Raw genomic sequence first — 26779 nt, 5'->3', positions numbered from 1 at the left:
TGAGCCAGGATCAAACTCTCCAACAAAAACCTGTTGAACAATCCATCCCGGCAACAAACAAATGTTGCCAAAGGAATCCCCACCAAACAAACCCGAAAGTCTGCCCAGTGCGGGGTATAAATCATAATTGGCACTGGCTTATCAAGCACCCTGTTGAGTTCTCAAAGAACAACCACACACCACCCGAAAGCCCCGACCAACAGGACCCCCGACCTGGGGTATCTCACTCACCGCACCCCGCGCTTCCGCGCCAGGCACTTTTACTACGTTACTCGGTGATATCCGCCGTGTCAAACCACTCTGCAGCGATCCACACCACTTCCACCACATTTCCCACCCACCACAAAGCACCCCGACTCACACCGGAATCCCTCGCGATTTCCGCCAGGCCGGCCGCTGCGGTCTCCCGCACGCTCGCCCGGTTCCCTGCCGGCGTCCTACGTTACCCGGTCGGCTTCGCCCCACCAAATCGGCCCTGGGCCGATCCGGGCACCGCCCGGCCCGTACTCCGCGGCGGACAACTCCGCGCAGTCGGCACCTCACGCCGCGCTCCGGCCTTCAGGGCTTTCGCCCTGGTTCGTCCGTTCCGCGCTGGCAGAGAGAAAGTTACGCGTCCGCCGAGTTGATCGTCAAATCCGACGGATGCGTCCCCCGTCACACTCCCGCGAACGGCCCGTCCCTCCCGGCGGGGTGCGATCCCGCCGGGAGGTCGGACGGCGGGGTCAGCCGCGCAGCTCGACCCCCGCGAAGGAGCGCTTGCCCCGACGCAGCACCAGGTAGCGGCCGTGCAACAGGTCCGCCGGGTCGACGGTGGCGTCGACGTCGGTGACCCGGTGGTTGTTGACGTACGCGCCGCCCTCGGTGATCACCCGACGGGCCTCCTTGAGCCCACCGACCAGCCCCGAGTCGCGCAGCAGCCCGGCCACGTCGGGCAACTCGCCGGTGAGCTGCACCAGGCCGGCCTCGCTCAGCGCCGCACGCAGCGTCTCCGGGGCGAGGTCGTCCAGCGAGCCCCGGCCGAAGAGCGCCTGGCTGGCGGCGACGGCCTGCCGGGTCTCCTCCGCGCCGTGGACCAGGGTGGTGAGTTCCTCGGCGAGGGCACGTTGGGCGCTGCGGGCCGCCGGCCGTTCCGCCGTCTCCTTCTCCAGCGCCTCCAGCTCCGCACGGGAGCGGAAGCTGAAGTACCGCAGGTAGCGGGTGACGTCCCGGTCGTCGGCGTTGACCCAGAACTGGTAGAAGGCGTACGGGCTGGTCATCTCGGGGTCGAGCCAGACCGCGCCGCCCTCGGTCTTGCCGAACTTCGTGCCGTCGGACCGGGTGACCAGCGGGGTGGTGAAGGCCTGCACCGGGCCGGCACCCCGACGACGGACGTAGTCGACACCGGCGGTGATGTTGCCCCACTGGTCCGAGCCGCCGTACTGGAGCTGGCAGCCGTGCCGGCGGTGCAGCTCGAAGAAGTCGTTGGCCTGGAGGAGCTGGTAGCTGAACTCGGTGAAGCTGATGCCGGTCTCCAGCCGGGCCCGTACCACCTCGCGGGCCAGCATCTTGTTGACCGGGAAGTGCTTGCCGACGTCGCGCAGGAACTCGACCACCGACATCTCGCCGGTCCACTCCAGGTTGTTGACCAGTTGCGCCGCGTTCTCCCCGGTGTACGACACGAAGGGCGCGAGCTGGTCACGGATGCGCTGCACCCAACCGGCCACCACCTCGGGCGGGTTGAGGGTGCGCTCGGCGCTCTCCTTCGGGTCGCCGATCTGGCCGGTGGCGCCGCCCACCAGCAGCAGCGGACGGTGCCCCGCGAGCTGGAGCCGGCGGGCGGTGGTGACCTGCATCAGGTGGCCGACGTGCAGACTGGGCGCGGTCGGATCGAAGCCCACATAGAAGGTGGCCGCCCCGTCGTCGAGCAGCGCACGCAGTTCGTCGGGGCCGGTGGAGTCCTGGATCAGGCCGCGCCACCGCAGGTCGTCGGTCAGGGAGTCCCGCCCGTGCGGGAGGTTGCTGTCGGTCACGGTCACCGATTCTCCCCCATTGCCGACCTGGGGCCGTACCGGGTTTGCCGGCCGGCGACGCGGCTAGGCTGGCCGGGCCGGTGCAACGAGGAGGAACAGCCGTGGAGATCCCGGAGATGACGGATGGTCTGGTCGGCCTGCTGGGGCTGACGTTCGACGAGGCCAGCGGCGACCGGGTGGTGATCCGCTGGAAGGTCCGGCCGGAGCTGCACCAGCCGGCCGGCATCCTGCACGGCGGCGTCTACTGCACGGTGGTGGAGACCGTCGGCAGTGTGGGCGGCACGCTGTGGCTCGGCGACCGGGGCAGCGTGGTCGGGGTGTCCAACCAGACGGACTTCCTGCGTGCGGTACGCGAGGGTGAGCTGGTCGCGGTCGGCACCCCGGTGCACCGGGGACGCAGCCAGCAGCTCTGGCAGGTGGAGATCACCGACGCCGAGGGCCGGTTGGTCTCCCGGGGCCAGGTCCGGTTGCAGAACCTCACCCGGGACTGACTCCGCCCCGGGCGACCAGCGGGACGTCCGGGCCCGGCGGGGTGAGCAGGGCGACCAGCGGAGCATCGGGCCCGGCGGCCCGAGAAGCCTGACCGGTTTGCCGGATACGGTGCTCCCTGCGCCGATATCGTCGCCTCGATGACCGCCGCCGATCCCGTCCCCCCGTGAGGGCACTCCCGGGTGGCACAGCCGCGTCCCGGCGTCGGCCGGCCCGAGGGAAGCTCCTCGCCGCCACCCTCGGGGTGCTGTCGGCCATCGGCGGCTTCGTCGACATCGGCGACCTGGTGGCGGCGAGCCAGGCGGGGGCCCGGTTCGGCATGGCCCACGCCTGGGTGCTGCTGCTCGGGGTGGTCGGCATCTGCGCGTACGCGGAGATGGCCGGACGGATCGCGGCGGTCAGCGGCCGGGCGGTGTTCGACCTGGTCCGCGAACGGCTGGGTCCCCGCGTCGCGCTGCTCAACCTGGCGGCGTCCTACCTGGTCACGGTGCTGACCCTGGCCGCCGAGCTGGGCGGGGTGGCGTTGGCCCTGCAACTGGCCTCCCGGGTGAGCTACCTGCTGTGGGTGCCGGTCGCGGCGTTCGCCGGGTGGCTGGTGCTGTGGCGGATGCGCTTCCAGCTGATGGAGCGGGTGTTCGGGCTGGCCGGGCTGACCCTGCTGGTCTTCGCCCTGGCGCTGTTCTGGTTGCCGACCGACTGGGCGGCGCTCGGCCACGGCGCCCTGCACCCGGGCACGGCCGGCCAGGGCTGGGGGGCGTACTGGTTCGTGGCGGTGGCGTTGTTCGCCTCCACCGTCAGCCCGTACGAGGTGTTCTTCTTCTCCTCCGGCGGGGTGGAGGAGAACTGGAGCGCCGCCGATCTGGCCGATGCCCGGTCGAGCGTGCTGATCGGCTTCCCGGTCGGCGGGCTGCTGGCGTTGTCGCTGGTCGCCACGGCCGCCGTGGTCTTCCACCCGGGCGGGGTGTCGCTGTCGACCCTCGACGAGGTCGCCCGGCCGGTGGTGCTGGCGTTCGGCGGGGTGGGGCTGGCGGTCGCCGCGCTGGCGTTCTTCGCGGTGACCTTCGGGGCCGCGCTGGAGACCGGGCTGTCGGCGGCGTACGCGGCGGCGCAATACTTCGGTTGGCAGTGGGGCAAACGGGTCAGCCCCCGGGAGGCCGCCCGGTTCCACAGCGTGCTGCTGGTCAGCGTGCTGGCCGCGATGCTGCTGCTGTTCACCACCGTCGACCCGGTGCGGCTGACCGAGTACATGCTGGTCGCCAGCGCGGTGGTGCTGCCGTTGACGTACCTGCCGATCCTGATCGTCGCCAACGACCGGACCTACCTGGGGGACGACGTGAACGGGCCGTGGCTCAACCTGCTCGGTGCGGTGTTCCTGCTGGTGATCGTGGCGGCATCGGTGGCCGCGATCCCGTTGGCCGTCGGGACGGGGATGGGACGGTGAGGGTCCAGCTCGCCCGGCAACTGCTCGACCGGCAGATCGTCGACGCCGACGGGCTGCTGCTGGGCAAGGTCGACGACGTCGGGTTCGCATTCGACGCGCAGGGCGTGCCCTACGTGGCGTACCTGCTGACCGGGCAGGGGGCGCTCGGGCAGCGGATCGGCGGGCGGGTGGGGCGGTTGCTGGTGGCGCTGGCCGACCGGTTCACCGAGGGGGCGTCGACGCCGCTGCGCATCCCGGTCGACCAGGTCGCCCGGATCGACAGCGCGGTCCGGCTGCGGGCCCGCGCCGACGAGCTGCCCGGCCCGCCGGTGGAGACCTGGCTGCGGCGGCACCTGATCGACCGGATACCGGGCGCCGACCGTGCGAGCGGGTGAACTGCTCGGCCGCACCGCGTACGACCTGCACGGGCGGCGGTTGGGGCGGGTGGTGGACGTGGTGGTGCGGGGTGGTTTCCCGGACGGCCGGCTCCGGCTCACCGACGTGCTGGTGACCGGCCACTGGTGGAGCCGGATGTGGGGCCGGCTGATCGGGGCGCAACGGCACCCGTCCGGCCCCTGGCTGATCCGGGTGATCGCGCGGGCGTTGAGCCGGGACACCCGCCAGTTCCCCGCCGACCAGATCCAACTGCTCCCCCCGGTCCCGGGCTTCCCGTTCGGGGATCCGTCCCCGCCGGACTGAGCGCGCGGACGCCGGCCCGGGGCCGCGCGGCCGGGGACCGGAGGCGCTGCCCTCCGCCGGCCGGCAGGTCAGGCGTGGGCTTCGTCGCGGACGGGTTCCTGCTCGTCGGTGGGGGACGTGGTCGGGGCGTGGTGCAGCCGGATCTGGGAGATGGCGCGCCGGTCGACGCCGGTGACGGTCATCTCCCACCCGTCGATGGTGACGCTCTCCCCCGCGACCGTGGGGATGTGCCCGAGGCAGGAGAGCACCATCCCGGCGACGGTGGTGTAGTCACCGGCCGGCCGGTTGGGCACCTCGACGCCGATGTCGGTCAGGTCGTGCACGGGGAAGGTGCCGGGCATCACCAGCGACCCGTCCGCCTCGGTGCGCACCGCGCGGACGTCCCGGTCGGTTTCGTCGTAGATCTCCCCGACGATCTCCTCCAGGATGTCTTCCAGGGTGACGATCCCGTCGACCGCGCCCCGCTCGTCCACCACCAGGGCGATGTGCTGCCGCTCCGCCTTGAACTGACGCAGCGCGTCGACCACCGGCAGCGAGTCGGGCAGCAGCATCGGCGGCCGGGCGCACTCGTCGACCGGCCGGTCGTCCGGCACCCCGACCAGGTCCCGCAGGTGGATCACCCCGACCGCGTCGTCCAGGCCGCCGTGCCGCACCACCGGCGCCCGGGAGTGGCCGGTGGCGGCCAGCACCAGCCGGGCGGCCTCCGCGGTGGTCCCGCTGTCGAGCGTGAAGACCTGCAACCGGGGTACGAGCACCGCGCGCAGCTGCCGGTCGGCGATCTCCACCGCGCCGGCGATGATCGTCCGCTGTTCCTTGGTGAAGCCGTGGTTGCCGGCGACGATGTCGCGCAGCTCGTCCGGGCCGATCTCGTCGGGCTGCTGCTTGGGGTCCACCCCGGCGAAGCGGACCACCAGGTCGCTGGTCGCGCCGAGCAGCCACACCGCCGGCCGGGTGAAGCTGGACAGGATGTCCAGCGGGCGGGCCACCAGCAGCGCCCACCGTTCGGCGCGCTGCATCGCGATCCGCTTGGGGGCCAGCTCACCGAAGACCAGGGTGACGAAGGTCAGCGCCAGGGTCACCAACACGATGGCCGCCGTCTCGGCGGCGCCGCCGAGGAAGCCGAGCAGCGGCACCAGCGGCTTGGCCAGCGAGACGGCCGCGGCAGCCGAGGCCAGGAACCCGGCCAGGGTGATACCGATCTGGATGGTGGCGAGGAAGCGGTTCGGGTCCTTGGCGAGCCGGGCGAGCACCCGGCCGGCCCGACTGGTGCGCTCCAACCGCTGCACCTGGCTGTCCCGCAGCGACACCAGGGCCATCTCGCTGCCCGCGAAGATCGCGTTGAGCACCACCAGGACTCCGACCAGGGCCAACTGGCTCCAGTAGCTCTGCACGCCCGGCACTCTCCCTCAGCCGGTGAACGCCGGCGACGGGCCGACGCCGCCGGGCGGAGGACCCGCCCGGCGTAGCCCAGTCTGTGCCCCACCACGCGGTCCGCGAACCCTCCGCGCGGCCATGATCGGTGACCGGGCGTGAACCCGCCTCCGGCGGCCCGGCACCGATCGCGCTCCCGGCCGGCCGCCGGCCCGGCGGGGGCGGCCGGAGGTCACCCTCCCCCGCGCCCGGCGGTCGGCGGTCGGCGGTCAGCCGCGCCCCGCGGCCGGCGGCAGGTCGAGCACGTACGCGTCGCCCTCGGGGCGGAAGCCGAGCCGGTGGTAGTAGGGGGCGACCATGCCGGGCGGGCTGACCACCCGACGGAAGCCCCGGTCGGTGAACAGGCTGCTGCGGCGGTAGACAAACTCGCCCGGGGTGAAGTCACGGAACCGCCGGGTGACGTAGTCCAGGTCGATCTGGGCGATCCCGTCCGCCTCGGCATGTGACAGCACCACCCCGACCACCTCGTCGGCGCGGACCACCAGGAACGCCGACCGGTCGGCGTCGGCCGGGGGCGGCCGGAAGTCGGGGTTGAACCGGGCGATGTCGGCCGCGTGCACCCGCAGCGTGTGGGCCAGGAACTGGTCGCCCACGCCCACCTCGACCACCTGGTAGGTCTGCGCGTCGTGCCGGGTGGCCAGCATCGCGCGGAGGTACCACACGTTGATCGCGGTGAGCACCACGTTGAGGCCGACCATCGGCCAGACCTGCACGGCGGCGTTGTAACCGATCAGGATCAGGCAGCCGACCAGATTGAGGGCGCGTAGCCGCAGGATGCGGGTCTGCAGCAGGGACCAGACCAGCAGCGCGGAGCCGGCCCAGCCGACGAGTTCGAGCCAGTTCACCCCGCGAGACTAGTGCCCGCCCTGGTCAGCGGGGACGGCGGGCAGCTCCAGCAGCCATTCCTCGACCTCGACACCCCGGCCGTCGGCGAATCCGGAGTCCTCGCCGACGACCACGAAGCCACACTTGCGCAGCACCGCCAGGGAAGCCCGGTTGTCCTTCGCGGCGCGGGCCCGCACCGGCCGGTGCGGCACCTCGCGCAGCAGGGCGGACAGCGCGGCGGTGGCGTGGCCGCGCCCCCAGCGGCGCGGGTCGATCCAGTAGCTGACCTCGGTGTGCTCGCCCACCGGGAAGGCCGCGACGTGCCCGACCACCGCCCGGTCGACGACCACCGTGCGGTTGACGACCCGGGGGTCGGCCCGGATGCGGGCCCAGTGCGCGTCGAACACCGCCCGGTCGGTCGGGTCGGCCGGGCCGAACGCCGCCATCCAGGCCGCCTCCGGGTCCTGCTCGTGGGCGAAGAAGTGCGGGAGGTCGTCGTCGCACACGGGCCGCAGGGACAGCTCGTCGGTCATCGCCGGAGGATACGCACCGGCACCGACAACCTCGGGACCTGTGGCCCGGTCGGCGTACCGTCCGGCCCTGTCGGCGGTCCCCCGCCCGTTGCTACCAAGGAGGTGACAACTCCGGCCGGCGACAGGAGGCACCCCATGACCGCGATCCTCAACCCGACCGGACCGGCCCCGCTGGGGCCGCCGCCGGGACCCCGTACCCCGGTGGAGGTGACCGGGCCGACGGCGGTCGGGCCGGTGGGGCCGGTGCTGACCCTGCCCGGCACGCCGGCCGCCGCGCTGGTGCCGGTGACCCGCGACGGCCGGGCGGTCGGCGCGTTCGTGCTCACCGACGGCCGGGTCCGGTACCGGGCGCTGCCCGACCCGGACCGGGTGCTCGCCGCCGCAGCCGGCGCTGCCGTCGTCGCCCTGGTCACCGCAGGGGTGGCGGTGGTGGCACGACGTCGGCCACCGGCGATCGGCACGGTGACCATGGGGCCCGGCGGCTGGGTCAGCCTGCGCGGCGCGCGGGTGCCCACGCTGCGCCCGGCGTCGCCCCGGCCGTGGTGGGCGCGGCTGCTGCGGGCCCGCCGACTGGTCGTGCAGCGCTGACGCCCCCACGGGTCTTTGGTCCCGGGCCGGTGCGGCCCTGCGCCTCTGCCCGGGGCGTCCCGGCCCGACGAGGCTGATGGCGCAGGCGAAACACCCCGGCGACCCAGGCCGCCGGACCCGACCACCGCGGAAGGACCGATCATGACCGGCACCGCACCTCTGCACCCGTGGCGTGGCTTCACCGGCGACGCCTGGCGCGACACCGTCGACGTGGCCGCCTTCGTCCGGGACAACCACGAGCCGTACACCGGGGACGCGTCGTTCCTCACCGGGCCGACCTGCCGCACCCTGGAGGTCTGGGGGACGCTGCGGTCGATGTTCGTGCAGGAGCGCCAGCGCGGCGTGTACGACATCGACGCGGCCACCCCGTCCCACGGGTCGCTGTGAACGTCCGGCCCGACGACGCCGTCGCCACCGCCGGGCGGGGCGACGGCGTGCCGACCGGGGCGGTGCACTCGTGGGACGTGTCGGTCGGGGTGGACGGGCCGGGGACCCGGTTCGTGGCCTTCCTCGCCGGCTGCCCGCTGCGCTGCCGGTACTGCCACAGCCCGGACACCTGGTACCGGCGCAGCGGCCGGCACCGCACGGTGGACGAACTGCTGGCGGAGATCGAGCCGTACCGGCGGTTCATCTCGGTGGCCGGTGGCGGGGTGACGCTCAGCGGCGGTGAGCCGTTGATGCAGCCCCGGTTCACCGGCGAGGTGCTGCGCCGCTGCCACGACCTGGGCCTGCACACCGCGCTGGACACCTCCGGTTTCCTCGGGGTCCGCGCCGACGACGCCCTGCTCGACGCCACCGACCTGGTGCTGCTGGACGTCAAGTCGTGGGACCCGGCGACCTACCGGCGGGTCACCCGCACCGGGTCCGTCGCCCCGACGCTGCGCTTCGGCCGGCGGCTCGCCGAGCGGGGCATCCCGATCTGGGTACGGTTCGTGCTGGTGCCCGGTCTCACCGACGCCGAGGAGAACGTGGCCGGGATCGCAGACTTCGCCGCCGGGCTGGACACCGTGCAGCGGGTCGAGGTGCTGCCGTTCCACCGGCTCGGCGCGCACAAGTACGCCGAGTTGGGGCTCGCCTTCCCGCTGGCGCGGACGGAACCTCCCACCCCTGAGCTGGTGGCCCGGGTCCGGGGCCAGTTCGCCGCGCGCGGCCTGACCGTCACCTGACCAACCCCGCCGCCGTCCCGGTCGGGGACGGTCAGCCCTGCTCGTCCTCGTCCGCTGACGGCTTGGGGCGGCGGTGCTCCCGGATGTACGCCTCCACGTCGGACCGCAGCCACACCGAGCCGACCGACAGCGTCTGGAATGGGCTCGGGAAGTTCGGATGCAGCGCGATGGCGCGGAAGCGCGACCGGCTGACATTCAACATCTTCAGGATTTCGCCTGCGGCGACGAGTGGCCCCGGCACCTCATCAGTCATGCCAGCAAGGTAGAACAGTGCGCGCGTGCCGTAGTTGACACGACCACTCTTGCACGCTAATGGGACCACGACGAGCGGAGCACGTCTATAGCGACGCAACCTTGTTGACGCGCCAACGTTGACACGGGGTGACCGACGGTGTGGAATCGGTGACGCGGTGCCCCCGCCCTGGTGGAGCTGGGCTCGGTGGGGCGGGGTGCCGCGAAGACCCCGACACCCCCGGGAGGCGAAATGCGCGGACACCGCGAGGTGCCGTACCTGGTGGAACTGTCCTGGCGCTGCCTGGACCACCACCGCAACGCGCGGTGCGAGAAGTGCACCGGGACCGGCTTCTGCCCGGCGGTGGAGGCCGCCCGCACCCGGATCAGGACCTGGCGCAGGTACCGCACCGTGTTCGGTAGGCGGTGACCGCGCCCCTGCCGAAGGCGGGTGACCTGATCGAAGTCACCCGCGCGGCCAGCATCCAGTTCATCAGGCCGATCCGGTTCCGGGTGATCCGCGTGCTCGACTGGCCGACCTACGACGGCTGGGTCTGGCTCGACGGTTACCGGCTCGACGCCAAGGGCGACGCGGTGACCCGACGGTCGATCTTCGTCCAACCCGCCGGACTGGTCATCCACCGACGCGACGCGCCACCACCACCGCGACGGTCCCGGCCGACGCCGTCGGGAACGTCGCCCCCGACGGGGATGTCGCCGCCGGTCCGGGTCAGCTCGCCGCCGAGGTCGGGTAGCCGTACAGGTCGAGCAGGCGGCCCCGGGAGGCCTGGAGCCGGTCCACCACCACGCTCATGAACCGGGTGGTGAGCTGCCGGCCCAGGGCGTCGTCGGCCGCCATCAGCCGGCGTACCCCCTCGGCGGTGAACTCCACGGTGACGTTCCTCCAGACGGAGACCGGGGTGCCAGCGGACAGCGGCACGCCCGGCCGGGTCGCCTGCCGGCGGGTGCGGTCCGGTACGTCGACAATGGGCTGAACCGATCCTGGGAGGGCTGATGAACCGACCGGTAGTGGTGGGGGTGGACGGATCGCCGACCAGCCTGGCCGCCGTGGAGCAGGCCGCGCACGCGGCGGTGCTGCGCTCCGCGCCGCTGCACCTGGTGCACGGCTACCTGCACCCGCTCGGCTACGGCGTGCCGCTGAACCCGTACGACCTGGGGGTGCCGGCACCCTCGGAGGAGGCGCAGCGGATGTTGGAGCGGACCGCCGCCGAACTGGCCGACCGGTGGTCGGGGCTGACGGTGCAGGTGCGTCAGGTCGCCGGTGGGGCGGGCGCGACGCTGGTCGAGGAGTCCCGCCGGGCCGATCTGGTGGTGGTGGGCAGCCGGGGCCTGGGCGGTTTCACCGGGTTGCTGCTCGGCTCGGTCGGCGCGCAGGTCGCCGCGCACGCGCACTGCCCGGTGCTGGTGGTCCGCCCGGAGACGTTGCCGATCGGCGTGGACGGGCCGGTGCTGGTGGGGGTGGACGGCTCGCCGGCCGCCGGGGTGGCCGCCGAGCAGGCCGCCGCCGAGGCGGTCCGGCGGGAGGTGCCGCTGGTGCTGGTGCACGTCGGCCCCGCCCCGCAGGACCGGGAGGTGCCCGACGAGGTGGCGGAGTCCGAGGCGGCGTACCAGGCGCACGCGGTCCGGCTGCTCGCCGAGGCGTCCGCCGCCGTCCGCGCCGACCACCCGGACGTGGTGCTGCGGGAGCATCCGGTCCGGGCGGTCGGGGTGACGCAGGGCCTGGTCGAGGCGAGCGGCACGGCGTCGCTGCTGGCCGTCGGCACCCGGGGGCGGGGCGGTTTCACCGGCCTGTTGCTGGGCTCGGTCAGCCAGGCGGTCGTGCAGCACGCCCACTGCCCGGTGCTGGTGGCCCACCCGTACCGGTGAGGTCACCCGGACAGCCGCCGCAGGACCGCCGCGCCGGCGCAGGCCAGCCCGACGGTCGCTGATGCGGACGGCCCGCCCCGACTGCCGGTGCGGTCAGCCCTCCCGGCTGCCCAGGAGCTGGGCGAAGTCGGTGGTGAGGGCGAACGGGTCGGCCGGGCCGGTGGCCGGTGGCCGCCGGTCGACCTGGTCGGCCAACTCCCGGCCGGCGCGGTCGATGCGGGCCCGCAACGCCCCCTCGGCGGTGCCGCCGGACCAGTCCTCCGGGGCGGCGAAGACCGACGTCGGCAGCACCACCGCGCGCAGGTAGCCGAACATCGGCCGGACGGCGTGCTCCAGGGCGAGGGAGTGCCGGGCGGTGCCGCCGGTCGCGCCGATCAGCACCGGCCGGTCGACCAGCGCCTGGGCGTCCACCACGTCGAAGAAGGACTTGAACAGCCCGTTGTACGACGCGTTGAAGATCGGCGTGACGGCGACGATGCCGTCGGCGCCGGTCACCGCGTCGAGGGCGGCCCGCAGCTCCGGCGACGGGAAACCGGTGAGCAGGTTGTTCACCACGTCGTGGGCGCGGTCGCGCAGCTCCACCACCCGCAACTCCACCTCGTCGCCGCGCCGGACCAGCTCGTCGCGGGCGGCCGCGGCGAGCTGGTCGGCGAGCAGCCGGGTGGACGACGGCTGACTCAGCCCCGCCGACACCACGGCCAGGGTGCGCCGGGTCATCGGACCCCCTCCGCCCCGGCACCGCCCAGGTCACCGGTGCCGGCCGGGTCGGCGGCCGCCCGGTCGGCGGCGTCGCGGGCGGCGACCAGCGAGGCGTGGGTGGGCGCGACCGGCACGTGCGCCGGGCGCAGCGCGGCGAACTCCTTGCGCAGCACGGGTACGACCTCCTCGCCGAGCAGGTCGAGCTGCTCCAGCACCGTCTTCAGGGGCAGCCCCGCGTGGTCGAGCAGGAACAGCTGGCGCTGGTAGTCACCGACGTACTCCCGGAAACCGAGGGTCCGGTCGATGACCTGCTGCGGGCTGCCCACGGTCAACGGGGTCTCCCGGGTGAACTCCTCCATCGACGGCCCGTGCCCGTAGACCGGCGCGTTGTCGAAGTACGGCCGGAACTCGCGCACGGCGTCCTGCGAGTTGCGCCGCATGAACACCTGACCGCCGAGCCCCACGATGGCCTGCTCGGGCGAGCCGTGGCCGTAGTGGGCGAAGCGCTGCCGGTAGAGGCCGACCATCCGCTGGGTGTGCTCCTTGGGCCAGAAGATGTGGTTGGCGAAGAAACCGTCACCGTAGTACGCGGCCTGCTCGGCGATCTCCGGGCTGCGGATCGAGCCGTGCCAGACGAACGGCGGGACGTCGTCGAGCGGGCGCGGGGTCGAGGTGAACGACTGCAACGGGGTGCGGAACTTGCCCTGCCAGTCGACCACGTCCTCGCGCCAGAGCCGGTGCAGCAGCTCGTAGTTCTCGACGGCCAGCCGGATGCCGTTGCGGATGTCCTGCCCGAACCACGGGTAGACCGGCCCGGTGTTGCCGCGCCCCATCATCAGGTCCACCCGGCCGTCGGCCAGGTGCTGGAGCATGGCGTAGTCCTCGGCGATCTTCACCGGGTCGTTGGTGGTGATCAGCGTGGTCGCGGTGGACAGCAGCAGCCGCTCGGTGCGGGCGGCGATGTGCCCCAGCATCGTCGTGGGCGAGGAGGGGACGAACGGGCGGTTGTGGTGCTCACCGGTGGCGAAGACGTCCAGACCGACCTCTTCGGCCTTGAGGGCGATCGCCACCATCGCCTTGATCCGCTCGTGCTCGGTCGGCTCCCGTCCGGTGGTCGGGTCGACCGTGACATCGCCTACGGTGAAGACTCCGAACTGCATGACCAGCTCCTCGCGTCTGAGATACCGGGCCTTTCGTGGTACCCGGACGTCGCGCACAACATAGTTGCTGAGTCAACTATTCCGCCGCCGCCCGGACCGGGGTGGCTTCGGTCACCCCGGCGGTGTCGGGCCCACCGGCCCCTCGCCCTCCTTCGGCACTCCGGAACCCGCCTGGTCCGGTGCGGCAGGCGGCGGGCCTTCGTGGGACGGGCCAGCCTGGGACGGGCCAGCCTGGGACGTGCCGTCGTGGGACGTGGCGGTCGGTGGCGGACCGTCGTCGGACGTTGCGGTCGGCGGGCCCTCGTGGGACGGAGCCGCCGACGGCGGACCGGGGTGCGGCGGGCCGGGGTGCGGCGGGCCGGGGTGCGGCGGGCCGTACCGGGCCGGGTCGGCGGGAGGCCACGGCCGGTTCGGGGGCGGGGTCGGACGACGGCGGCTGAGCTGCACCGCCGTCACGACGACCGCCGCCAGCACCAGCATCACCACCAGCGGAATGGCCACGCAGGCCAGCCGACCGACCAACGCGCCGGCATCATGTGCGTCCATCTCCGTTACCTCCACCCTCGCAACAAGCGCGAATGCTAACCAATTTCGCCCGGGACGGACGCCCCACACGGCGTCCTACGCCACGGCAGCGGAGAACCACGTCGAACCCACAGGCCCGGGTCAGGTGCGCCGTCGGGGCACATGCCGGCGGTAGGGGCTGACCGTCGGGTCGCCGGTGATCCAGAAACGCCACGGCACGTCGTGGGCGGCGGCCACCCCGACCCGGGGGCCGGCGGAGACCTCCAGGCGGGTGACCGGGCGGGTCGGCGGGCTCAGCAGCAGGGGACCACTCCCGTCGAGCACGCAGGTGCCGTTCGCCGACGCGGTGACGCCGAGCGCGACGGTCAGCCGGGCCGGCCCCCGGGCCAGGTCCCGGTCGGCAACGTCCCCCCGGCGCGCGCGGGCCGCCGGCAGCCCGTCGACCACCACACCGGCCCGCAGCAGGACGGCCGCTGCCTCCCCCTCGCCACCGCAGACGATGTTGAGACACCAGTGCATGCCGAACACGAAGTACGTGTAGGCGTGCCCGGCTGGCCCGAACATCACCCGGGTCCGGGGGGTGGGGCCCCGGTGGGCGTGCGATGCCGGGTCCTCGCCGGTGCCCGCGTACGCCTCGACCTCGGTCAGCCTGATCCGGACGCCACCGGCGGCGAGTTCCCAGCCGAGCAGCGTGCGCGCCGTCTCGGCCACCTCGGCGGCGGGGGCGTGCAGCCACGGGTAGTCCACCGCTCCAGGTAACGGCACCTGGGGAAGATCGGCAAACCGAGGACCGCGTTCCCGCCGCGATCCGCTGCAGGCACGCGCCATCCTGCCGGCCGGTCGTCACGGCGGGCACGCCTGCAGAGTTTCTTAAACGAAATGTTGACAACGGATCGTTTTCAGCTTGAAATGGGTGCCATGACCGACACCTTCAGCGCACCTGACGCGGCACGCGCGCGAGCCGAGCGGACCTACGCCGCGCTACACCGGATCAGCACGCGGCACGCCGACACCGACGCACGACGACGACGGCACACCAACCCGTACCTGGCCGACCCGTGGGAGGCCGTCTCCGTGGTCACCGCGCTTGCCGCCGGCGGGGCGATGCGGGAGACCGACGAGGAGCCCGTCGACGACGCGGACCTCACCGCCGCGCTGACCCTGTTGCCGCACCTGCGCGCCGAACTCGACGCGCTGGAGGTGGGGCTGCTGACGATGGCCCGTGCCCGCGGACTGACCTGGCAGGCGATTGCGTTCGGGCTCGGCCTGGGCAGCGCCCAGGCGGCCAAGCAGCGCCACGAACGCCTGGCCGCCCGCACCGCCTCACCCGCTGAGACCGCCTGACCCGGTGGGTACGCGGGTCCGCACCCGCGCCGTTCAGAACTGAGAGTAGTCAACGTGCGACCACCCATCACCCCCCTGCCGCCACTTTGCTCTGCTGACCTCGACGCGACAGGCACTTAGCGTCACCATCACTGTGCCGAGTCGTCATCGAGGGCTCCCACAATTCACCTGGCCAGCGACGTGGTGCGGAACGGGCAGCAGAGCAAAGGAGGAGAAGGTGTCGAGATGCCTGCGGGAGAGACGTTGCTCTCCGTAGCGGAGGGTGCTCGCTCACGCACCGCAACCGACGAGCACGACGAAGGCAAGGCACGACGGCTACAGCCGCCGCGAAGGCGAGCCCGGCGATGGGGCGGCCCGCCCGCGACGGGGAGCCCGACGGCAACGACCGGCCCCCGGCGCCGGGAGCGCCATCGGCTTCGCTCATGCCGGCCAGGCCGCAGCACCGGCAGGTCGCACTTCGGCCGACCAGCCGGAGCGGGCCGGTTCGGCGAGACTGGGCCGACGACACTGCACCGGGAGGACGCGATGACGCGCGAGGAGATGCTGGCGTACTGCCTCGGCAAGCCGGGCGCCTGGCTGGACCGGCCCTGGGAGGACGACGAGGTGGTGAAGGTCGGCAGTCGGATCTTCGCGTTCCTCGGCGCACCCGACGGCACCGACCGGGTCGGGGTGAAGTGCGGCCCGAGCCGCGAGGTCGCCGACGAGTGGCTGCACCGGTTCCCCGCCGACGCCCGGCCGATGCCCTACGTCGGTCGATCCGGCTGGAACTCACTCGACCTGGGCGGCGGCATCCCCGACGACGACCTGGTCGAGGCGGTGGACGGCTCGTACGAGGCGGTGGTGGCGAAGCTGCCCCGGCGCGAGCGCCCCACCTGACCACCGGCCACCCGGACGACCGTCCCGGTGTGGGCTCCGCACCCGGAGGCCAACCCCACGGCGGGGGCGTCCGCACGGCAGGCCGGCACGGACCGCGCCTGGTCGCCCGTGCCCCGCAGGGCGGGACGACGGACGACCGGCGCGTGTCAGGTCAGCGGGGCACGACCCGCTCGGCGGCCCACTCCCGCCAGCCGGTGAGCTGGTCCGCCGCGGCGGCGAGCTGGTCGGCGACCGGGCCGGGGCCGGTGGAGCCGGGGGTGATCCGGGCCGCCAGCGCCGAACGGACCGACAGCACGTCACGCACCGACGGGTCGAGGTGCTCGCTGACCGCCGCCAGGTCCGCGTCGGAGACCTCGTCGAGGGCGCAGTCGCGGGCCGCGCAGAGCGCCACCAGTTTGCCGGTGATCTCGTGCGCGTCGCGGAACGGCACGTTGCGCCGGACCAGCCAGTCGGCAACCTCGGTGGCGAGCGAGAAGCCCACCGGTGCGGCGGCGACCAGGCGGTCCACCCGGACGGTCATCGTGGAGATCATCCCGGCCAGCGCCGGGAGCAGCAGCTCCAGGGTGTCGACCGCGTCGAACGCCGGCTCCTTGTCCTCCTGCATGTCCCGGTCGTAGGCCAGCGGCAGGCCCTTGAGCATGGTGAGCACGCTCATCAACCCGCCGACCAACCGGCCGGACTTGCCCCGGGCCAGCTCGGCGATGTCCGCGTTCTTCTTCTGCGGCATGATCGACGAGCCGGTGGCGAAGGCGTCGTCCAGCTCGACCCAGCCGAACTCGTGCGACGTCCAGAGCACCACCTCCTCACCGAGGCGGGACAGGTGCACCCCGACCAGCGCGGTGACGAAGAGGAACTCGGCGACGAAGTCCCGGTCGGCGACCGCGTCCATCGAGTTGGCGAAGGAGGTCCGGAAGCCCAGCTCCTTGGAGACGGCCACCGGGTCCAGCGGCAGGCCGGAGCCGGCCAGCGCGCCCGCACCGAGCGGGCTGATCGCCGTACGGTGGTCCCAGTCGCGCAGCCGTTCCAGGTCGCGCAGCAGCGGCTGGACGTGGGCCAGCAGCCAGTGCCCGAAGGTGACCGGCTGGGCGTGCTGGAGGTGGGTCATCCCGGGCGCTGCGGTGTCGATGTGCCGTTCCGCCTGCTCGACCAGGGCCTCGGCCAGCTCCACCAGCCGGGCGGCCACCCCCCGCGCGTGGTCGCGCAGGTAGAGCCGCAGGTCGGTGGCGACCTGGTCGTTGCGGGACCGGCCGGCCCGCAGCTTGCCGCCGAGGCTGCCGAGCCGCTCCAGCAGGCCCCGCTCCAGCGCGGTGTGCACGTCCTCGTCGTCGATGGTCGGGCGGAACTGCCCGGAGGCGCAGGCCGCCTCCAGGTCGTCCAACGCCGCCAGGATGCGCCCCAGCTCGTCGGGGTCGAGCAGCCCCGCGCCCGCCAGCACCCGGGCATGCGCCCGGGAGCCCGCGATGTCGTACGGGGCGAGACGCCAGTCGAACTGGACGCTCACCGACAGCCGCGCCAGGGCCTCGGCGGGGCCACCGGCGAACCGGCCACCCCACAGGCTCGTCCGGTTCGTCGCGGCGCTGTTCTCGGTCAGGCTCTTGTCGTCCACGCCGCTCATTCTGGCAGTGCTCACCTTTCGCTTCCCGACTGCGGGGTTCACTCCCCGTGCCGGCTCGTCTGTCGTACGGGTAACCGTGACCGACCCGGTCACGGGGTGCTTCCGTCCCCACCCTCATCCCGGCGGGCCCACCCGGCGAGCTTGTCGCCGAGCGCCGCGCCACCGTCGGCCTCACGGGCCACCACCAGGATGGTGTCGTCACCGGCGATGGTGCCGACGACCTCGGTCAGGCCCGCCCGGTCCACGGCGCTGGCCAGATAGTGTGCCGCGCCCGGCGGGGTACGCAGCACGGCGATGTTGCCGCTGGAGTCGACCCCGTTGAGCAGTTCCCGCAGCAGCCGGATCAGCCGGGCGGGGGCCGCCTCGGCGTCGCGCAGCGGCCGGTGGCCGTCCTCGGGGATCAGGTAGCCGGCCCGCCCGTCACCGCCCCGGGCCTTCACCGCGCCCAACTCCTCCAGGTCCCGGGAGAGGGTGGCCTGGGTGACCTGCACCCCGTCGGCGGCGAGCAGGTCGGCCAGCTCGGTCTGGGAACGGATCGCCCTGGCCCGGATCAACTCGACGATGCGGGCGTGCCGGGCGGCGCGGGTCGGGGCGGTCATGATGAGGATGCCTCCAGGAGAAAGGTCAGCAGCGCCTTCTGGGCGTGCAGCCGATTCTCCGCCTGGTCGAACACGACGCTGTGCGGGCCGTCGAGCACCTCGCTGGTGATCTCCTCGTCCCGGTGGGCGGGCAGGCAGTGCAGCACCTTCACGTCCGGCCGGGCGTGACCGAGCAACGCGGCGTTGACCTGGTAGGGCAGGAACGGGGTGATCCGGTCCAGCCCGTCGTCCTCCTGGCCCATCGAGGTCCAGGTGTCGGTGGCCACCACGTCGGCGTCCCGGACCGCCTCGACGGGGTCGACGAGCGCCCGCACCGATCCACCGGTGCCGGCGGCGATCTTCCCGGCCCGGCCCAGCACCCCGGGATCGGGCTGGAACCCGGCCGGCCCGGCGACCCGGACGTGCATCCCGGCGGTCGCCCCGGCCAGCAGGTACGAGTGGGCCAGGTTGTTGGCCCCGTCACCGACGTACGCCAGGGTCCGCCCGGCGGTGCCGCCGCAGTGCTCGCGGACGGTGAGCAGGTCGGCCAGGAGCTGGCAGGGGTGGTAGCCGTCGGTGAGCGCGTTGATCACCGGCACGGTGGCGTGCGAGGCGACCTCGGCGATCCGGTCGTCGCCGTGGGTGCGCAGCACGATCGCGGCGACGTAGCGGGACAGCACCCGGCCGGCGTCGGCGAGCGTCTCGCCCCGGCCGAAGTGGGTGACCTGGGTGTCCACCACGAGGGGGTGGCCGCCGAGTTCGGCGATGCCGGCGTCGAAGGAGATCCGGGTCCGCAGGCTCTGCTTGTCGAAGAGCACCGCCACCGAACGCGGCCCGGCCAACGGGGTGAACCCGAACCGGTCGGCCTTCATCCGGCCGGCCAGGTCGAGCACCGCCGACTGCTCGGCCGGGGTGAGGTCGTCGTCGGCCAGCAGGTGCCGGATCATGCGCGGGTCTCCGTCGGGGTCGGGGTGGGCGGCGGCACGGCACGGGTCTGCGCCCCCGGCGCGGCCGGCGTGCCGTGGGCGGCCGGAAGGTCGACGGCGGTGTCGAGGGCGGCGGGGAGGGCGGCCAGGAACGCGTCGACCTGCGCGGCGGTGAGGATCAGCGGCGGGGCCAGCCGGATCACCCCCGGCTGGACCGGGTTGACCAGGAACCCCGCCGTGCGCAGTGCGGCGGCCACCGGGCCGGCGACCGGCGCGGCGAGCACGATGCCGAGCAGCAGCCCGGCGCCGCGTACCTCGGCGACGAGCGGATGGCCCAGCGCCTCGACGCCCCGACGCAGCCGCTCACCGGTGCGCTTGACGTGGTCGAGCAGCCCCTCGCCGGCGATGGTGGAGACCACCGCGAGGGCGGCGGCGCAGCTGACCGGGTTGCCCCCGAAGGTGGTGCCGTGCGAACCGGCGCGGAGCAGCTCGGCGGCCCGGCCGAAGGCCAGGCAGGCACCGATGGGCAACCCACCGCCGAGCCCCTTGGCCAGGGTGATGACGTCCGGCTCCACCCCGTCGGCCTGGTGGGCGAACCAGTACCCGGTCCGCCCGACCCCGGTCTGCACCTCGTCGAGCACCAGCAGGGCGCCGTGCCGGGCGGTGATCCGCCGGGCCTCGGCCAGGTAGCCGGACGGTGGGACGACCACCCCGTTCTCGCCCTGGATCGGCTCCAGGATCACCATCGCGGTGGCGTCGGTGACGGCCGCCGCCAGCGCCTCGACGTCCCCGAAGGGCACGTGCTCGACGTCGCCGGGCAGCGGGCGGAACGGGTCGGCCTTCGCCGGCTGGCCGGTGAGGGCGAGCGCGCCCATGGTGCGACCGTGGAAGCCACCGGCGGTGGCCACGACGTGGGACCGACCGGTGAGCCGGGACAGCTTGAACGCGGCCTCGTTGACCTCCGCGCCGGAGTTGGCGAAGAACACCCGGCCGGGCCGACCGGCCAACGCCAACAGCAGTTCGGCCAACGCCACCGGGGGCTCCGCGACGAACAGGTTGGAGACGTGGCCGAGGGTGGCGATCTGTTTGGAGACGGCGGCCACCACGGCGGGGTGGGCGTGCCCGAGGGCGTTGACCGCGATGCCGCCGAGCAGGTCGACGTACTCCCGGCCGGCCTCGTCGACGACGACCGAGCCGGAGCCGGAGACCAGCGCCAACGGCGGGGTGCCGTAGTTGTCCATCATGGACTCGCCCCAGCGTGCCACCAGCGTGCTCATGCGCCGACCGTGCCTTCCTCGTGGGTGGACCCGGGCGGGGTATCGACGACCATCGTGCCGAACCCCTCCGAGGTGAAGACCTCCAGCAGAGTGGAGTGGGCGACCCGGCCGTCGACGACGTGCGCGGCGGGCACTCCCCCGCGCACCGCCCGCAGGCAGGCCTCCATCTTGGGCACCATCCCCGATTCCAGGGACGGCAGCAGCGTCGCCAACGCCTCGGCGTCGATCTCGCTGACCAGGCTGGCGGTGTCCGGCCAGTCGGCGTACAGGCCGGCGACGTCGGTGAGGACGACCAGCTTGCGGGCGTGCAGGGCGATCGCCAGCGCGGCGGCGGCGGTGTCGGCGTTGAGGTTGTGCAACACCCCGTCGACGTCCGGCGCGACGGTGGAGATGACCGGTATCCGGCCGGCCGCGATCAGGTCGGTCACCGCCGAGACGTCCACCGACTCCACGTCACCGACCTGCCCGATGTCGACCGCCTGGCCGTCGACCCAGGCGGGCCGGCGTACGGCGGTGAACAGGCCGGCGTCCTCGCCGGAGAGGCCGACGGCGTACGGGCCGTGCGCGTTGATCAGGCCGACCAGCTCCCGGCCGACCTGGCCGACCAGCACCATCCGGACGACGTCCATCGCCTCGGGGGTGGTGACCCGCAGGCCGCCCTTGAACTCGCTGGCGATGCCGAGCCGACCGAGCATCGCGGAGATCTGCGGTCCGCCGCCATGCACCACGACCGGCTTGAGGCCGGCGTACCGCAGGAAGATCATGTCGGCGGCGAAGGCCCGTTGCAGGGTCGGGTCGACCATCGCGTTGCCGCCGTACTTGACCACCACGGTGGCCCCGGAGAAACGGGCCAGCCAGGGCAGCGCCTCGATCAGCGTCTCGGCCTTCACCTGGGCCCGGGTGAGGTCCGCGGAGAGGCTCATGTCGAGTACGCCGAGTTCTCGTGCACGTACGCGTGCGACAGGTCGTTGGTCCAGATGGTGGCCGCCGCCGCACCGGCGTGCAGGTCGATCCGGATGGTGACGTTCCGACCGGTCAGGTCGACCTTGGCGCGGTCCTCGGCGGCGGCCCCGGAGCGGCACACCCAGATCCCGTTGACCGCGACGTCCACGGCGTCCGGATCGAACGCGGCGGCGGTGGTGCCGACCGCGGCGAGGATCCGACCCCAGTTCGGGTCGTTGCCGAACAGCGCGGTCTTGACCAGGTTGTTGCGGGCCACCGAGCGGCCCACCTCGACCGCGTCGTCCTCGTCGGCGGCACCGACCACGTCGATGGCGACCTGCTTGGTGGCCCCCTCGGCGTCGGCGACCAGTTGCTGGGCCAGGTCGTGGCAGGCGGCGGTGACGGCGGCGGCCAGCTCGGCCTCGGTGGGCTCCACCCCGGACGCCCCGCTGGACAGCAGCAGCACCGTGTCGTTGGTGGACATGCACCCGTCGGAGTCGACCCGGTCGAAGGTGACCCGGGTGGCGGCCCGCAGCGCGGCGTCGAGCAACTCCGGCCCGGCCACCGCGTCGGTGGTCAGCACGCAGAGCATGGTGGCCATGCCGGGGGCGAGCATCCCGGCGCCCTTGGCCATCCCGCCCACGGTCCAGCCGGCCCCCCGGACGACGGTGGTCTTCGGCCGGGTGTCCGTGGTCATGATCGCCACTGCGGCGGCCGGGCCGCCGTCGCGGGCCAGCGCCCGGATCGCGGTACGCACCCCGGGCAGCAGCCGGTCCATCGGCAGCCGCTCGCCGATCAGGCCGGTCGAGCAGACCGCCACGTCACCGGCGCCGAGCCGCAGCCGGGGGCTGGACGCGGTGAGCGCGGCGGCGGTGTGCTCGGCGGTGGCGTGGGTGTCCTGGAAGCCGGCCGGGCCGGTGCAGGCGTTCGCCCCGCCGGAGTTGAGCACCACCGCACGGACCACGCCGCCCCGGACGACCTGCTGGGTCCACCGCACCGGCGCGGCCCTGACCCGGTTGGTGGTGAAGACGCCGGCCACCCCCGCGTCCGGGCCGTCGTTGACGACCAGGGCCACATCGGTGGCCCCGCCGCTCTTCAACCCGGCCGCGACACCGGCCGCACGAAACCCCCGAGGGGCGGTGACACTCATGGTGCAGGCCTTTCGTTCGCGACTGCGGGGCTCCGCTGCGCTGCGCTCCTCGCGCTCACCGATGCTGACCTTTCGTTCGCGACTGCGGGGCTCCGCTGCGCTGCGCTCCTCGCGCTCACGGTGCAACTCCGAAGGTGGACAGGCCGGTGGTCTCGGGCAGGCCGAGCATCAGGTTGGCGTTCTGCACCGCCTGGCCGGCGGCGCCCTTGCCGAGGTTGTCGATGGCGCTGACCACGATCACCCGGCCGGAGTCGACGTCGACGGTGGCCTGGAGGTGGCAGGAGTTCGCCCCGGCGGTGGCGGCGGTGTGCGGCCACGCCCCCTCGGGCAGCAGGTGCACGAACGGCGTGTCGGCGTACGCGGCGGCCAGCACCGCGCGCGGGTCGGCGTCGCCGGTGGGCACGGCGGTGACGGTGGCGAGGATGCCGCGCGGCATGGGCGCGAGCACCGGGGTCAGCGACAGCCCGGTCGCGCCGGTGGCCTGCTTGATCTCCGGCACGTGCTGGTGGGCGCCGACCTTGTAGGGCGACAGGTCCCCCATCACCTCGCTGCCGAGCAGGTGTGTCTTGGCGGCCCGCCCGGCCCCGGAGGTGCCGGAGGCGGCGACCACGACCACGTCGGCCGGCGAGACCGCGCCGGCGGCGATCAGCGGCGCCAGAGCCAACGTGATGGCGACGGCGTAACAGCCGGTGTTGGCCACCCGGGTGGCCCCGGCGATCGCGGCCCGCTGGCCGGGCAGCTCCGGCAGGCCGTACGTCCAGGCCCCGGCGTGCGGGCCGCCGTAGTAGCGGGACCAGGCGTCGGCGTCGCGGAGCCGGTGGTCGGCACCGAGGTCGACCACCCGGACCGACTCCGGCAGCTCGGCGGCCAGCGCCGCCGACTCGCCGTGCGGCAGGGCCAGGAAGACCAGGTCGGCGTCGGCCAGCGTGGCCGCATCGGTCGCCGCGAACACCAGATCCCACCCCACGAGCTGCGGGTGTACGGCGGTGACCGGCGCACCGGCCTGGCGGTGGGCGGTGGCGGCGACCAGGTCGAACTCGGGATGACCGGCGATCAGGCGCAGCAGCTCACCTCCGGCGTAACCGCTCGCTCCGGCGACCCCAACTCGGATACCCATTCCTACCTCCGCATGACTATGCAGAGAAGGCTAGTCCGCACCTGGGCCAGATGCAACTTCATACATCTGCCCGCATGTAAATGACATCATAAGCGTCACGTGACGCTCCGACCACCCTTCGCGAACCTCCCGCGTCGTCCCGTGTCCACCGGCCGACAAGGTGGCCGGGCCCCGGTTTGCCGACCCAAGGCCCGACCACCGGCTCAACCGGCCCGCTCGGCCAACCCGTGCTGTCGTTGGTAGGTCCGTAGCGCCACGTCCCACGCCTCGGTGTACTCCGACGGGCCCAGGTTGAGATCGTGATGCCCCCGGACCGCCTCCCGGAGCAGGGTCACCAGCTCCGGCACCGTCCCCCGGCGCTCGTCGACATAGCGGCGGAAGACGTCGGCGAACTGCTCCCCGGTCAGCCGCGCCGCGTGCGCGGTCACCGGATCGGCCTCCAACGCCTGGAGAACGGCACACCACCGGCGGGTCAGGTCGTCGACGTGCCGGGCCCGGATCTTCTGCAACTCGTGGTCGCACTCCAGCCTGATCCGCTCCTCCCAGTACGGCCGCAGCCGATCGCGTACCCGCTCGTCGGGGCTGACCCGCACGTGGGCGGTGAACTGCGGCAACGACTCGTTCGCCGGCCACCGCTGGCCGGCGAGCCGCTCGTTGAGCACCCGCTCCAGCTCATGTGCGCGATGCGGCTCGAACTCCCGCGACACGTCGACGATCCGCTCCCGGACGATCCCGCCGGCCCAGTCGAGATACCGCTCGGCGCGGAACTTCAGCTCGTCGAACGTCATGCGCCGGCCGGTCCAGAGATACACGGGGTGCACCCGGAAATCGAAGGCGTCCCCCTTCGCCGGCACCAGCAGCGGGTGCCCGACGTCCTGCCGGAACGACACCGTGACGGGCGGCGGCGGTGGCAGCGGCGGCACCGGCGCGAGGGGAGCCGGCGTGCCGAACATGCTCTGCCACCAGTGGCGGCGCTGCGGCACCGGAATCTGGGCGCCGGAGGTGGTGCTGGGATGCGGGTTCATCGGCGGTCCTCGAGGGTGAGTCGGCGTACGTCGGCAAGCAGGGTGTTGCGGGGCATCAGGGGTCCCCAGACGTGGCACAGCTGGTGGTCCAGTCGATGCCGCAGGGGTGCCCGGCCCGCCACCACCAGACCGAGCAACTCCAGACAGTGGGCGGCGACCTCGGGGTGGCCGTCGGCCCGGTTGAGCCAGAAGCCGAGCGTGCGCCACGAGCGGTAGGCGGTCGTGGGCAGGCTGAGCGCGTTCACCCAGCAACTGGCCAGGTCGGTCACCGACACGGTGCCGACCCGCACCAGGTCGAGCAGTTCCGGCCAGTGTTCCCGAGGGGCCGGCGCCCACCGGTCGGCGAGTAGTCGCAAGGCCCGTCCGGCGTGCAACCACACCTCCGGCTCCTCCGACCGGGTCCACTGGGCGAGGGCCGGCAGCACGGTCGCCTGGTGACCGGCAGTGTGCACCTCGACCAGGCCACGCACCACCGAGTGGTGCCACCGCTGCATGCGCGCCTGGGCGATCTGGCGCAGATGCAGCAGGGCGGTGTCGGGCCAGAGCCGGGCGAGCCCCAGCGCATAGGCGCGGGCCACCGTGTCCCGCAGGTGGGCCGGCCCCGCAGACGCCCACCGGTCCAACTCCGTACGCACGCGTTGCCGTAGCTCCGGTTGCATGGCCATGGCCACCAGGGCGATGGCGGCGGCCTGCCGGACACCGGCGCGACGCTCCCGGGCCAACTGGTCCACGGTCTCCAGCGCGACACCCACCCCGTGCCGGGCCGACCACCCGACCGCACCCGCGGCGGCCTCCCGGACACCTGGCCTGCCCGTCCGCACCAGCTCGGCGAGCCAGCCGAGGAGTTGCTCCGGCAGCCACCAGTCCGACCAGGCGACCTCCAACAGGCTCGTCCGCAGCTGGTCGTTGCCGGGCGAGAACTCGATGCGCCGCCCGCCGCCGAGCCGGTCGTCGTCGACCAGGACGACGGCCTGCCGCAACACCTGGCCGAGCAGCAGGTCGACCACCCCGCCCAGGAACCCCACCGGCACCGTGGCCGCGCCGTCCGTGCCCGGCGTCGGCCCCACCACCAGCCGTCCGGCCGCCGCCTGGACCTCGACCACGGACTGCCCGGCCAGCACCGCGCACGACAGTCGGAACGCCCGGCGCTGGTCGACGTCCCACCGGGACGACCCGTCGACACCGTCGTCCTCGCCGGAGAGCACCCGCCGGGCCCGGTCCCGCAACTGCCGGGGCAGCATCCGCTCCAACCGCTCGGTGAGGTCCACGCCACGCGGGGGCGCCTGGGCGATCAGCTCCGCCAGCCGGACCACCTCACCGGCGCGCGGGCCGGCGGCCAGGTGGGCCGCGAGAAGCGGATGTGAGACGCACTCCTCCTCGACGTACACGTCCAGGCAGTCACCGGTGCAGCCGTCGGCGCACCATCCGACGCACTGCCCACGCAACAGCCGGCGCAGCTGTGCCCGGAGCACCTCCACCGCCGCCGCGGGGCGGTGCGGCACCAGGTGCCCGGCGAACTCCTGATCCCGGCGATCGAAGTCACCGACCAGCACCAGGGTGCTCCCGGTGCTCTCCATCCTCGCCGCGAGACCCACCAGGGTCATACCGTCCAGGTCCCGGACCGCCTCGTCGCCGAGCGCCAACGTGTAACCGTGGCCGCGCCGCACGGGCGGGTCGGCACGCAGCAGGTCCGACAGGTGCTCCGTGTCGAGCACGCCGACCCGGTCGTAGCCGTGGCGGCGGGCCGAGGCCAGGCAGGCGGCGGTGTGCCGACCCGTACCGTCGGCGCCGGTCAGGCAGACCAGGTGGCGCACCTTGAGCTGCCGGTCGAGCCGCTGGTCGCTGGGCGCGGGCGCATAACCGTCCGCCAGTTGCCGGACCCAGGTGCCGCTGAGCGTCTCGGACCAGGTCCGGCCGCCCGTCCCCACGGTCGCCGTGGTGATGTTCACGGTGCCGATCGCCGTCGCCCCCGGGCCGGTCGCGTTCTGACCCCGGACCCGCACGTCACCGACCCCGATGCTCGACGGCACGCCGAGCAGTGCGGTGAGGCGGGCGAGGACGTCCGCCGGGTCCGGCGTCTCCTCCGGCTCGTCCACCGGATCATCATCGGGAGAGGGTCCCTGCGGGGGTACGTCGGTCGCCGCGGACCATTCGGCCACCGTCTCGGCCGACCGCCGCTCGTCGTCGCGGGGGAGGTCCGCCGTGGCGTCGGCCGGTGGTCGTGACCCTCCGACGCCGTCCGGCTCCGGCGGCTCCCACACCCCCGA

The 26779-nt window shown here is 73.4% G+C and carries 30 protein-coding genes and 1 pseudogene; 12 read left to right on the top strand and 19 right to left on the bottom strand.

Features of this window, described 5'->3' with window-relative positions:
• Window positions 1–722: 722 nt before the first annotated feature.
• The gene (gene tyrS / locus GA0070216_RS30410; RefSeq protein ID WP_091253297.1) at window positions 723–2009 is read right to left on the bottom strand and encodes a tyrosine--tRNA ligase; all 1287 of its coding nucleotides are present in this window, start codon (window positions 2007–2009) and stop codon (window positions 723–725) included.
• Between the two features lie 116 nt (window positions 2010–2125).
• Here tyrS and GA0070216_RS30405 point away from each other — a divergent pair, with 116 nt between their 5' ends.
• The 4 genes from GA0070216_RS30405 (at window position 2126) to GA0070216_RS30390 (ending at window position 4617) form a co-directional block, all read left to right on the top strand.
• Complete coding sequence (locus GA0070216_RS30405; protein ID WP_176739218.1) at window positions 2126–2500, top strand: PaaI family thioesterase; 375 nt, start codon at window positions 2126–2128, stop codon at window positions 2498–2500.
• Between the two features lie 164 nt (window positions 2501–2664).
• Window positions 2665–3939 (top strand): NRAMP family divalent metal transporter, encoded by a 1275-nt coding sequence (locus GA0070216_RS30400; RefSeq protein ID WP_091253278.1) that lies wholly within the window; start codon window positions 2665–2667, stop codon window positions 3937–3939.
• Window positions 3936–4313, top strand: a complete 378-nt coding sequence (locus GA0070216_RS30395) for a hypothetical protein (protein ID WP_091253276.1) — start codon at window positions 3936–3938, stop codon at window positions 4311–4313. The genes GA0070216_RS30400 and GA0070216_RS30395 overlap by 4 nt, the downstream gene beginning before the upstream one ends.
• Window positions 4300–4617, top strand: a complete 318-nt coding sequence (locus tag GA0070216_RS30390) for a hypothetical protein (RefSeq protein WP_091253274.1) — start codon at window positions 4300–4302, stop codon at window positions 4615–4617. The genes GA0070216_RS30395 and GA0070216_RS30390 overlap by 14 nt, the downstream gene beginning before the upstream one ends.
• 68 nt (window positions 4618–4685) lie before the next feature.
• Here the strand turns inward: GA0070216_RS30390 and GA0070216_RS30385 are convergent, their stop codons facing one another.
• The 3 genes from GA0070216_RS30385 to GA0070216_RS30375 form a co-directional block, all read right to left on the bottom strand.
• On the bottom strand, window positions 4686–6008 hold the full coding sequence (locus GA0070216_RS30385; protein WP_245722838.1) for a hemolysin family protein: 1323 nt from the start codon (window positions 6006–6008) through the stop codon (window positions 4686–4688).
• A 249-nt stretch (window positions 6009–6257) separates the two neighbouring features.
• Window positions 6258–6893 (bottom strand): hypothetical protein, encoded by a 636-nt coding sequence (locus GA0070216_RS30380; RefSeq protein ID WP_091253272.1) that lies wholly within the window; start codon window positions 6891–6893, stop codon window positions 6258–6260.
• Window positions 6894–6902: 9 nt separating this feature from the next.
• Window positions 6903–7406: a GNAT family N-acetyltransferase gene (locus GA0070216_RS30375; RefSeq protein WP_091253269.1), complete on the bottom strand. Its 504-nt coding sequence runs from the start codon at window positions 7404–7406 to the stop codon at window positions 6903–6905.
• A 135-nt stretch (window positions 7407–7541) separates the two neighbouring features.
• Here GA0070216_RS30375 and GA0070216_RS30370 point away from each other — a divergent pair, with 135 nt between their 5' ends.
• The 3 genes from GA0070216_RS30370 to pflA all read left to right on the top strand — a co-directional run bounded on the left by GA0070216_RS30370 (window position 7542) and on the right by pflA (window position 9160).
• Window positions 7542–7994, top strand: a complete 453-nt coding sequence (locus GA0070216_RS30370) for a hypothetical protein (protein WP_091253267.1) — start codon at window positions 7542–7544, stop codon at window positions 7992–7994.
• Window positions 7995–8135: 141 nt separating this feature from the next.
• On the top strand, window positions 8136–8381 hold the full coding sequence (locus GA0070216_RS30365; protein ID WP_245722837.1) for a hypothetical protein: 246 nt from the start codon (window positions 8136–8138) through the stop codon (window positions 8379–8381).
• Window positions 8378–9160 (top strand): pyruvate formate-lyase-activating protein, encoded by a 783-nt coding sequence (pflA, locus tag GA0070216_RS30360; RefSeq protein ID WP_245722836.1) that lies wholly within the window; start codon window positions 8378–8380, stop codon window positions 9158–9160. The genes GA0070216_RS30365 and pflA overlap by 4 nt, the downstream gene beginning before the upstream one ends.
• A gap of 31 nt (window positions 9161–9191) precedes the next feature.
• Here pflA and GA0070216_RS30355 read toward each other — a convergent pair whose 3' ends face one another.
• Window positions 9192–9413, bottom strand: a complete 222-nt coding sequence (locus GA0070216_RS30355; protein WP_091253265.1) for a helix-turn-helix transcriptional regulator — start codon at window positions 9411–9413, stop codon at window positions 9192–9194.
• 231 nt (window positions 9414–9644) lie between these two features.
• Here GA0070216_RS30355 and GA0070216_RS34850 point away from each other — a divergent pair, with 231 nt between their 5' ends.
• Window positions 9645–9821 (top strand): hypothetical protein, encoded by a 177-nt coding sequence (locus tag GA0070216_RS34850; RefSeq protein WP_176739215.1) that lies wholly within the window; start codon window positions 9645–9647, stop codon window positions 9819–9821.
• Window positions 9818–10123 (top strand): annotated as a pseudogene (locus GA0070216_RS36735) (hypothetical protein); the annotation flags it as partial. The gene GA0070216_RS34850 and the pseudogene GA0070216_RS36735, both read left to right, overlap by 4 nt.
• On the opposite strand, the gene GA0070216_RS30345 reads toward GA0070216_RS36735, so the two are convergent.
• Window positions 10122–10331 carry a hypothetical protein gene (locus tag GA0070216_RS30345; protein ID WP_141723245.1) on the bottom strand — a complete coding sequence of 70 codons (210 nt, stop codon included), beginning with the start codon at window positions 10329–10331 and terminating at the stop codon, window positions 10122–10124. The pseudogene GA0070216_RS36735 and the gene GA0070216_RS30345 sit on opposite strands and share 2 nt — an antisense overlap.
• Before the next feature lie 74 nt (window positions 10332–10405).
• Here GA0070216_RS30345 and GA0070216_RS30340 point away from each other — a divergent pair, with 74 nt between their 5' ends.
• Complete coding sequence (locus GA0070216_RS30340) at window positions 10406–11278, top strand: universal stress protein (RefSeq protein ID WP_091253263.1); 873 nt, start codon at window positions 10406–10408, stop codon at window positions 11276–11278.
• A 93-nt stretch (window positions 11279–11371) separates the two neighbouring features.
• Here GA0070216_RS30340 and GA0070216_RS30335 read toward each other — a convergent pair whose 3' ends face one another.
• From GA0070216_RS30335 to GA0070216_RS30320, 4 genes are all read right to left on the bottom strand, one after another.
• Window positions 11372–11995 carry an FMN reductase gene (locus GA0070216_RS30335; RefSeq protein WP_091253261.1) on the bottom strand — a complete coding sequence of 208 codons (624 nt, stop codon included), beginning with the start codon at window positions 11993–11995 and terminating at the stop codon, window positions 11372–11374.
• The gene (locus tag GA0070216_RS30330) at window positions 11992–13137 is read right to left on the bottom strand and encodes an LLM class flavin-dependent oxidoreductase (RefSeq protein ID WP_091253259.1); all 1146 of its coding nucleotides are present in this window, start codon (window positions 13135–13137) and stop codon (window positions 11992–11994) included. Before GA0070216_RS30330 ends, GA0070216_RS30335 begins: the two co-directional genes overlap by 4 nt.
• Before the next feature lie 111 nt (window positions 13138–13248).
• Complete coding sequence (locus GA0070216_RS30325; protein ID WP_091253257.1) at window positions 13249–13683, bottom strand: hypothetical protein; 435 nt, start codon at window positions 13681–13683, stop codon at window positions 13249–13251.
• A gap of 120 nt (window positions 13684–13803) precedes the next feature.
• Window positions 13804–14409 carry a DNA-3-methyladenine glycosylase gene (locus tag GA0070216_RS30320; protein ID WP_091253255.1) on the bottom strand — a complete coding sequence of 202 codons (606 nt, stop codon included), beginning with the start codon at window positions 14407–14409 and terminating at the stop codon, window positions 13804–13806.
• Window positions 14410–14580: 171 nt separating this feature from the next.
• Between GA0070216_RS30320 and GA0070216_RS30315 the strand changes: the two genes are divergently transcribed.
• Both GA0070216_RS30315 and GA0070216_RS30310 read left to right on the top strand, forming a co-directional pair.
• The gene (locus GA0070216_RS30315; RefSeq protein ID WP_091253292.1) at window positions 14581–15006 is read left to right on the top strand and encodes a DNA-binding protein; all 426 of its coding nucleotides are present in this window, start codon (window positions 14581–14583) and stop codon (window positions 15004–15006) included.
• 525 nt (window positions 15007–15531) lie between these two features.
• Window positions 15532–15882 (top strand): MmcQ/YjbR family DNA-binding protein, encoded by a 351-nt coding sequence (locus GA0070216_RS30310; protein WP_091253252.1) that lies wholly within the window; start codon window positions 15532–15534, stop codon window positions 15880–15882.
• A 151-nt stretch (window positions 15883–16033) separates the two neighbouring features.
• On the opposite strand, the gene argH is transcribed toward GA0070216_RS30310, so the two are convergent.
• From argH to GA0070216_RS30265, 9 genes are all read right to left on the bottom strand, one after another.
• Window positions 16034–17497: an argininosuccinate lyase gene (gene argH, locus GA0070216_RS30305; protein ID WP_091253249.1), complete on the bottom strand. Its 1464-nt coding sequence runs from the start codon at window positions 17495–17497 to the stop codon at window positions 16034–16036.
• 89 nt (window positions 17498–17586) lie between these two features.
• A complete protein-coding gene (locus GA0070216_RS30300; RefSeq protein ID WP_091253247.1) occupies window positions 17587–18096 on the bottom strand; it encodes an arginine repressor in 510 nt (169 codons plus the stop codon).
• Window positions 18093–19022 (bottom strand): ornithine carbamoyltransferase, encoded by a 930-nt coding sequence (gene argF, locus GA0070216_RS30295; RefSeq protein ID WP_091253244.1) that lies wholly within the window; start codon window positions 19020–19022, stop codon window positions 18093–18095. The genes GA0070216_RS30300 and argF overlap by 4 nt, the downstream gene beginning before the upstream one ends.
• Window positions 19019–20278: an acetylornithine transaminase gene (locus GA0070216_RS30290; protein WP_091253241.1), complete on the bottom strand. Its 1260-nt coding sequence runs from the start codon at window positions 20276–20278 to the stop codon at window positions 19019–19021. The genes argF and GA0070216_RS30290 overlap by 4 nt, the downstream gene beginning before the upstream one ends.
• Window positions 20275–21201 (bottom strand): acetylglutamate kinase, encoded by a 927-nt coding sequence (gene argB / locus GA0070216_RS30285; protein WP_091253240.1) that lies wholly within the window; start codon window positions 21199–21201, stop codon window positions 20275–20277. Before argB ends, GA0070216_RS30290 begins: the two co-directional genes overlap by 4 nt.
• Window positions 21198–22370 (bottom strand): bifunctional glutamate N-acetyltransferase/amino-acid acetyltransferase ArgJ, encoded by a 1173-nt coding sequence (gene argJ / locus GA0070216_RS30280; protein ID WP_091253239.1) that lies wholly within the window; start codon window positions 22368–22370, stop codon window positions 21198–21200. Before argJ ends, argB begins: the two co-directional genes overlap by 4 nt.
• 115 nt (window positions 22371–22485) lie before the next feature.
• Window positions 22486–23487, bottom strand: coding sequence for an N-acetyl-gamma-glutamyl-phosphate reductase (gene argC / locus GA0070216_RS30275; RefSeq protein WP_091253238.1), 1002 nt, complete (start codon window positions 23485–23487; stop codon window positions 22486–22488).
• 203 nt (window positions 23488–23690) lie between these two features.
• Window positions 23691–24512, bottom strand: a complete 822-nt coding sequence (locus tag GA0070216_RS30270; protein WP_091253237.1) for a hypothetical protein — start codon at window positions 24510–24512, stop codon at window positions 23691–23693.
• Window positions 24509–26608, bottom strand: a complete 2100-nt coding sequence (locus GA0070216_RS30265) for a hypothetical protein (protein WP_141723244.1) — start codon at window positions 26606–26608, stop codon at window positions 24509–24511. The genes GA0070216_RS30270 and GA0070216_RS30265 overlap by 4 nt, the downstream gene beginning before the upstream one ends.
• Between the last annotated feature and the right edge of the window lie 171 nt (window positions 26609–26779).

The sequence above is a fragment of the Micromonospora matsumotoense genome, assembly GCF_900091525.1.
Lineage (GTDB): Bacteria > Actinomycetota > Actinomycetes > Mycobacteriales > Micromonosporaceae > Micromonospora > Micromonospora matsumotoensis.
This window is presented reverse-complemented; position numbering and strand designations above follow the sequence as displayed.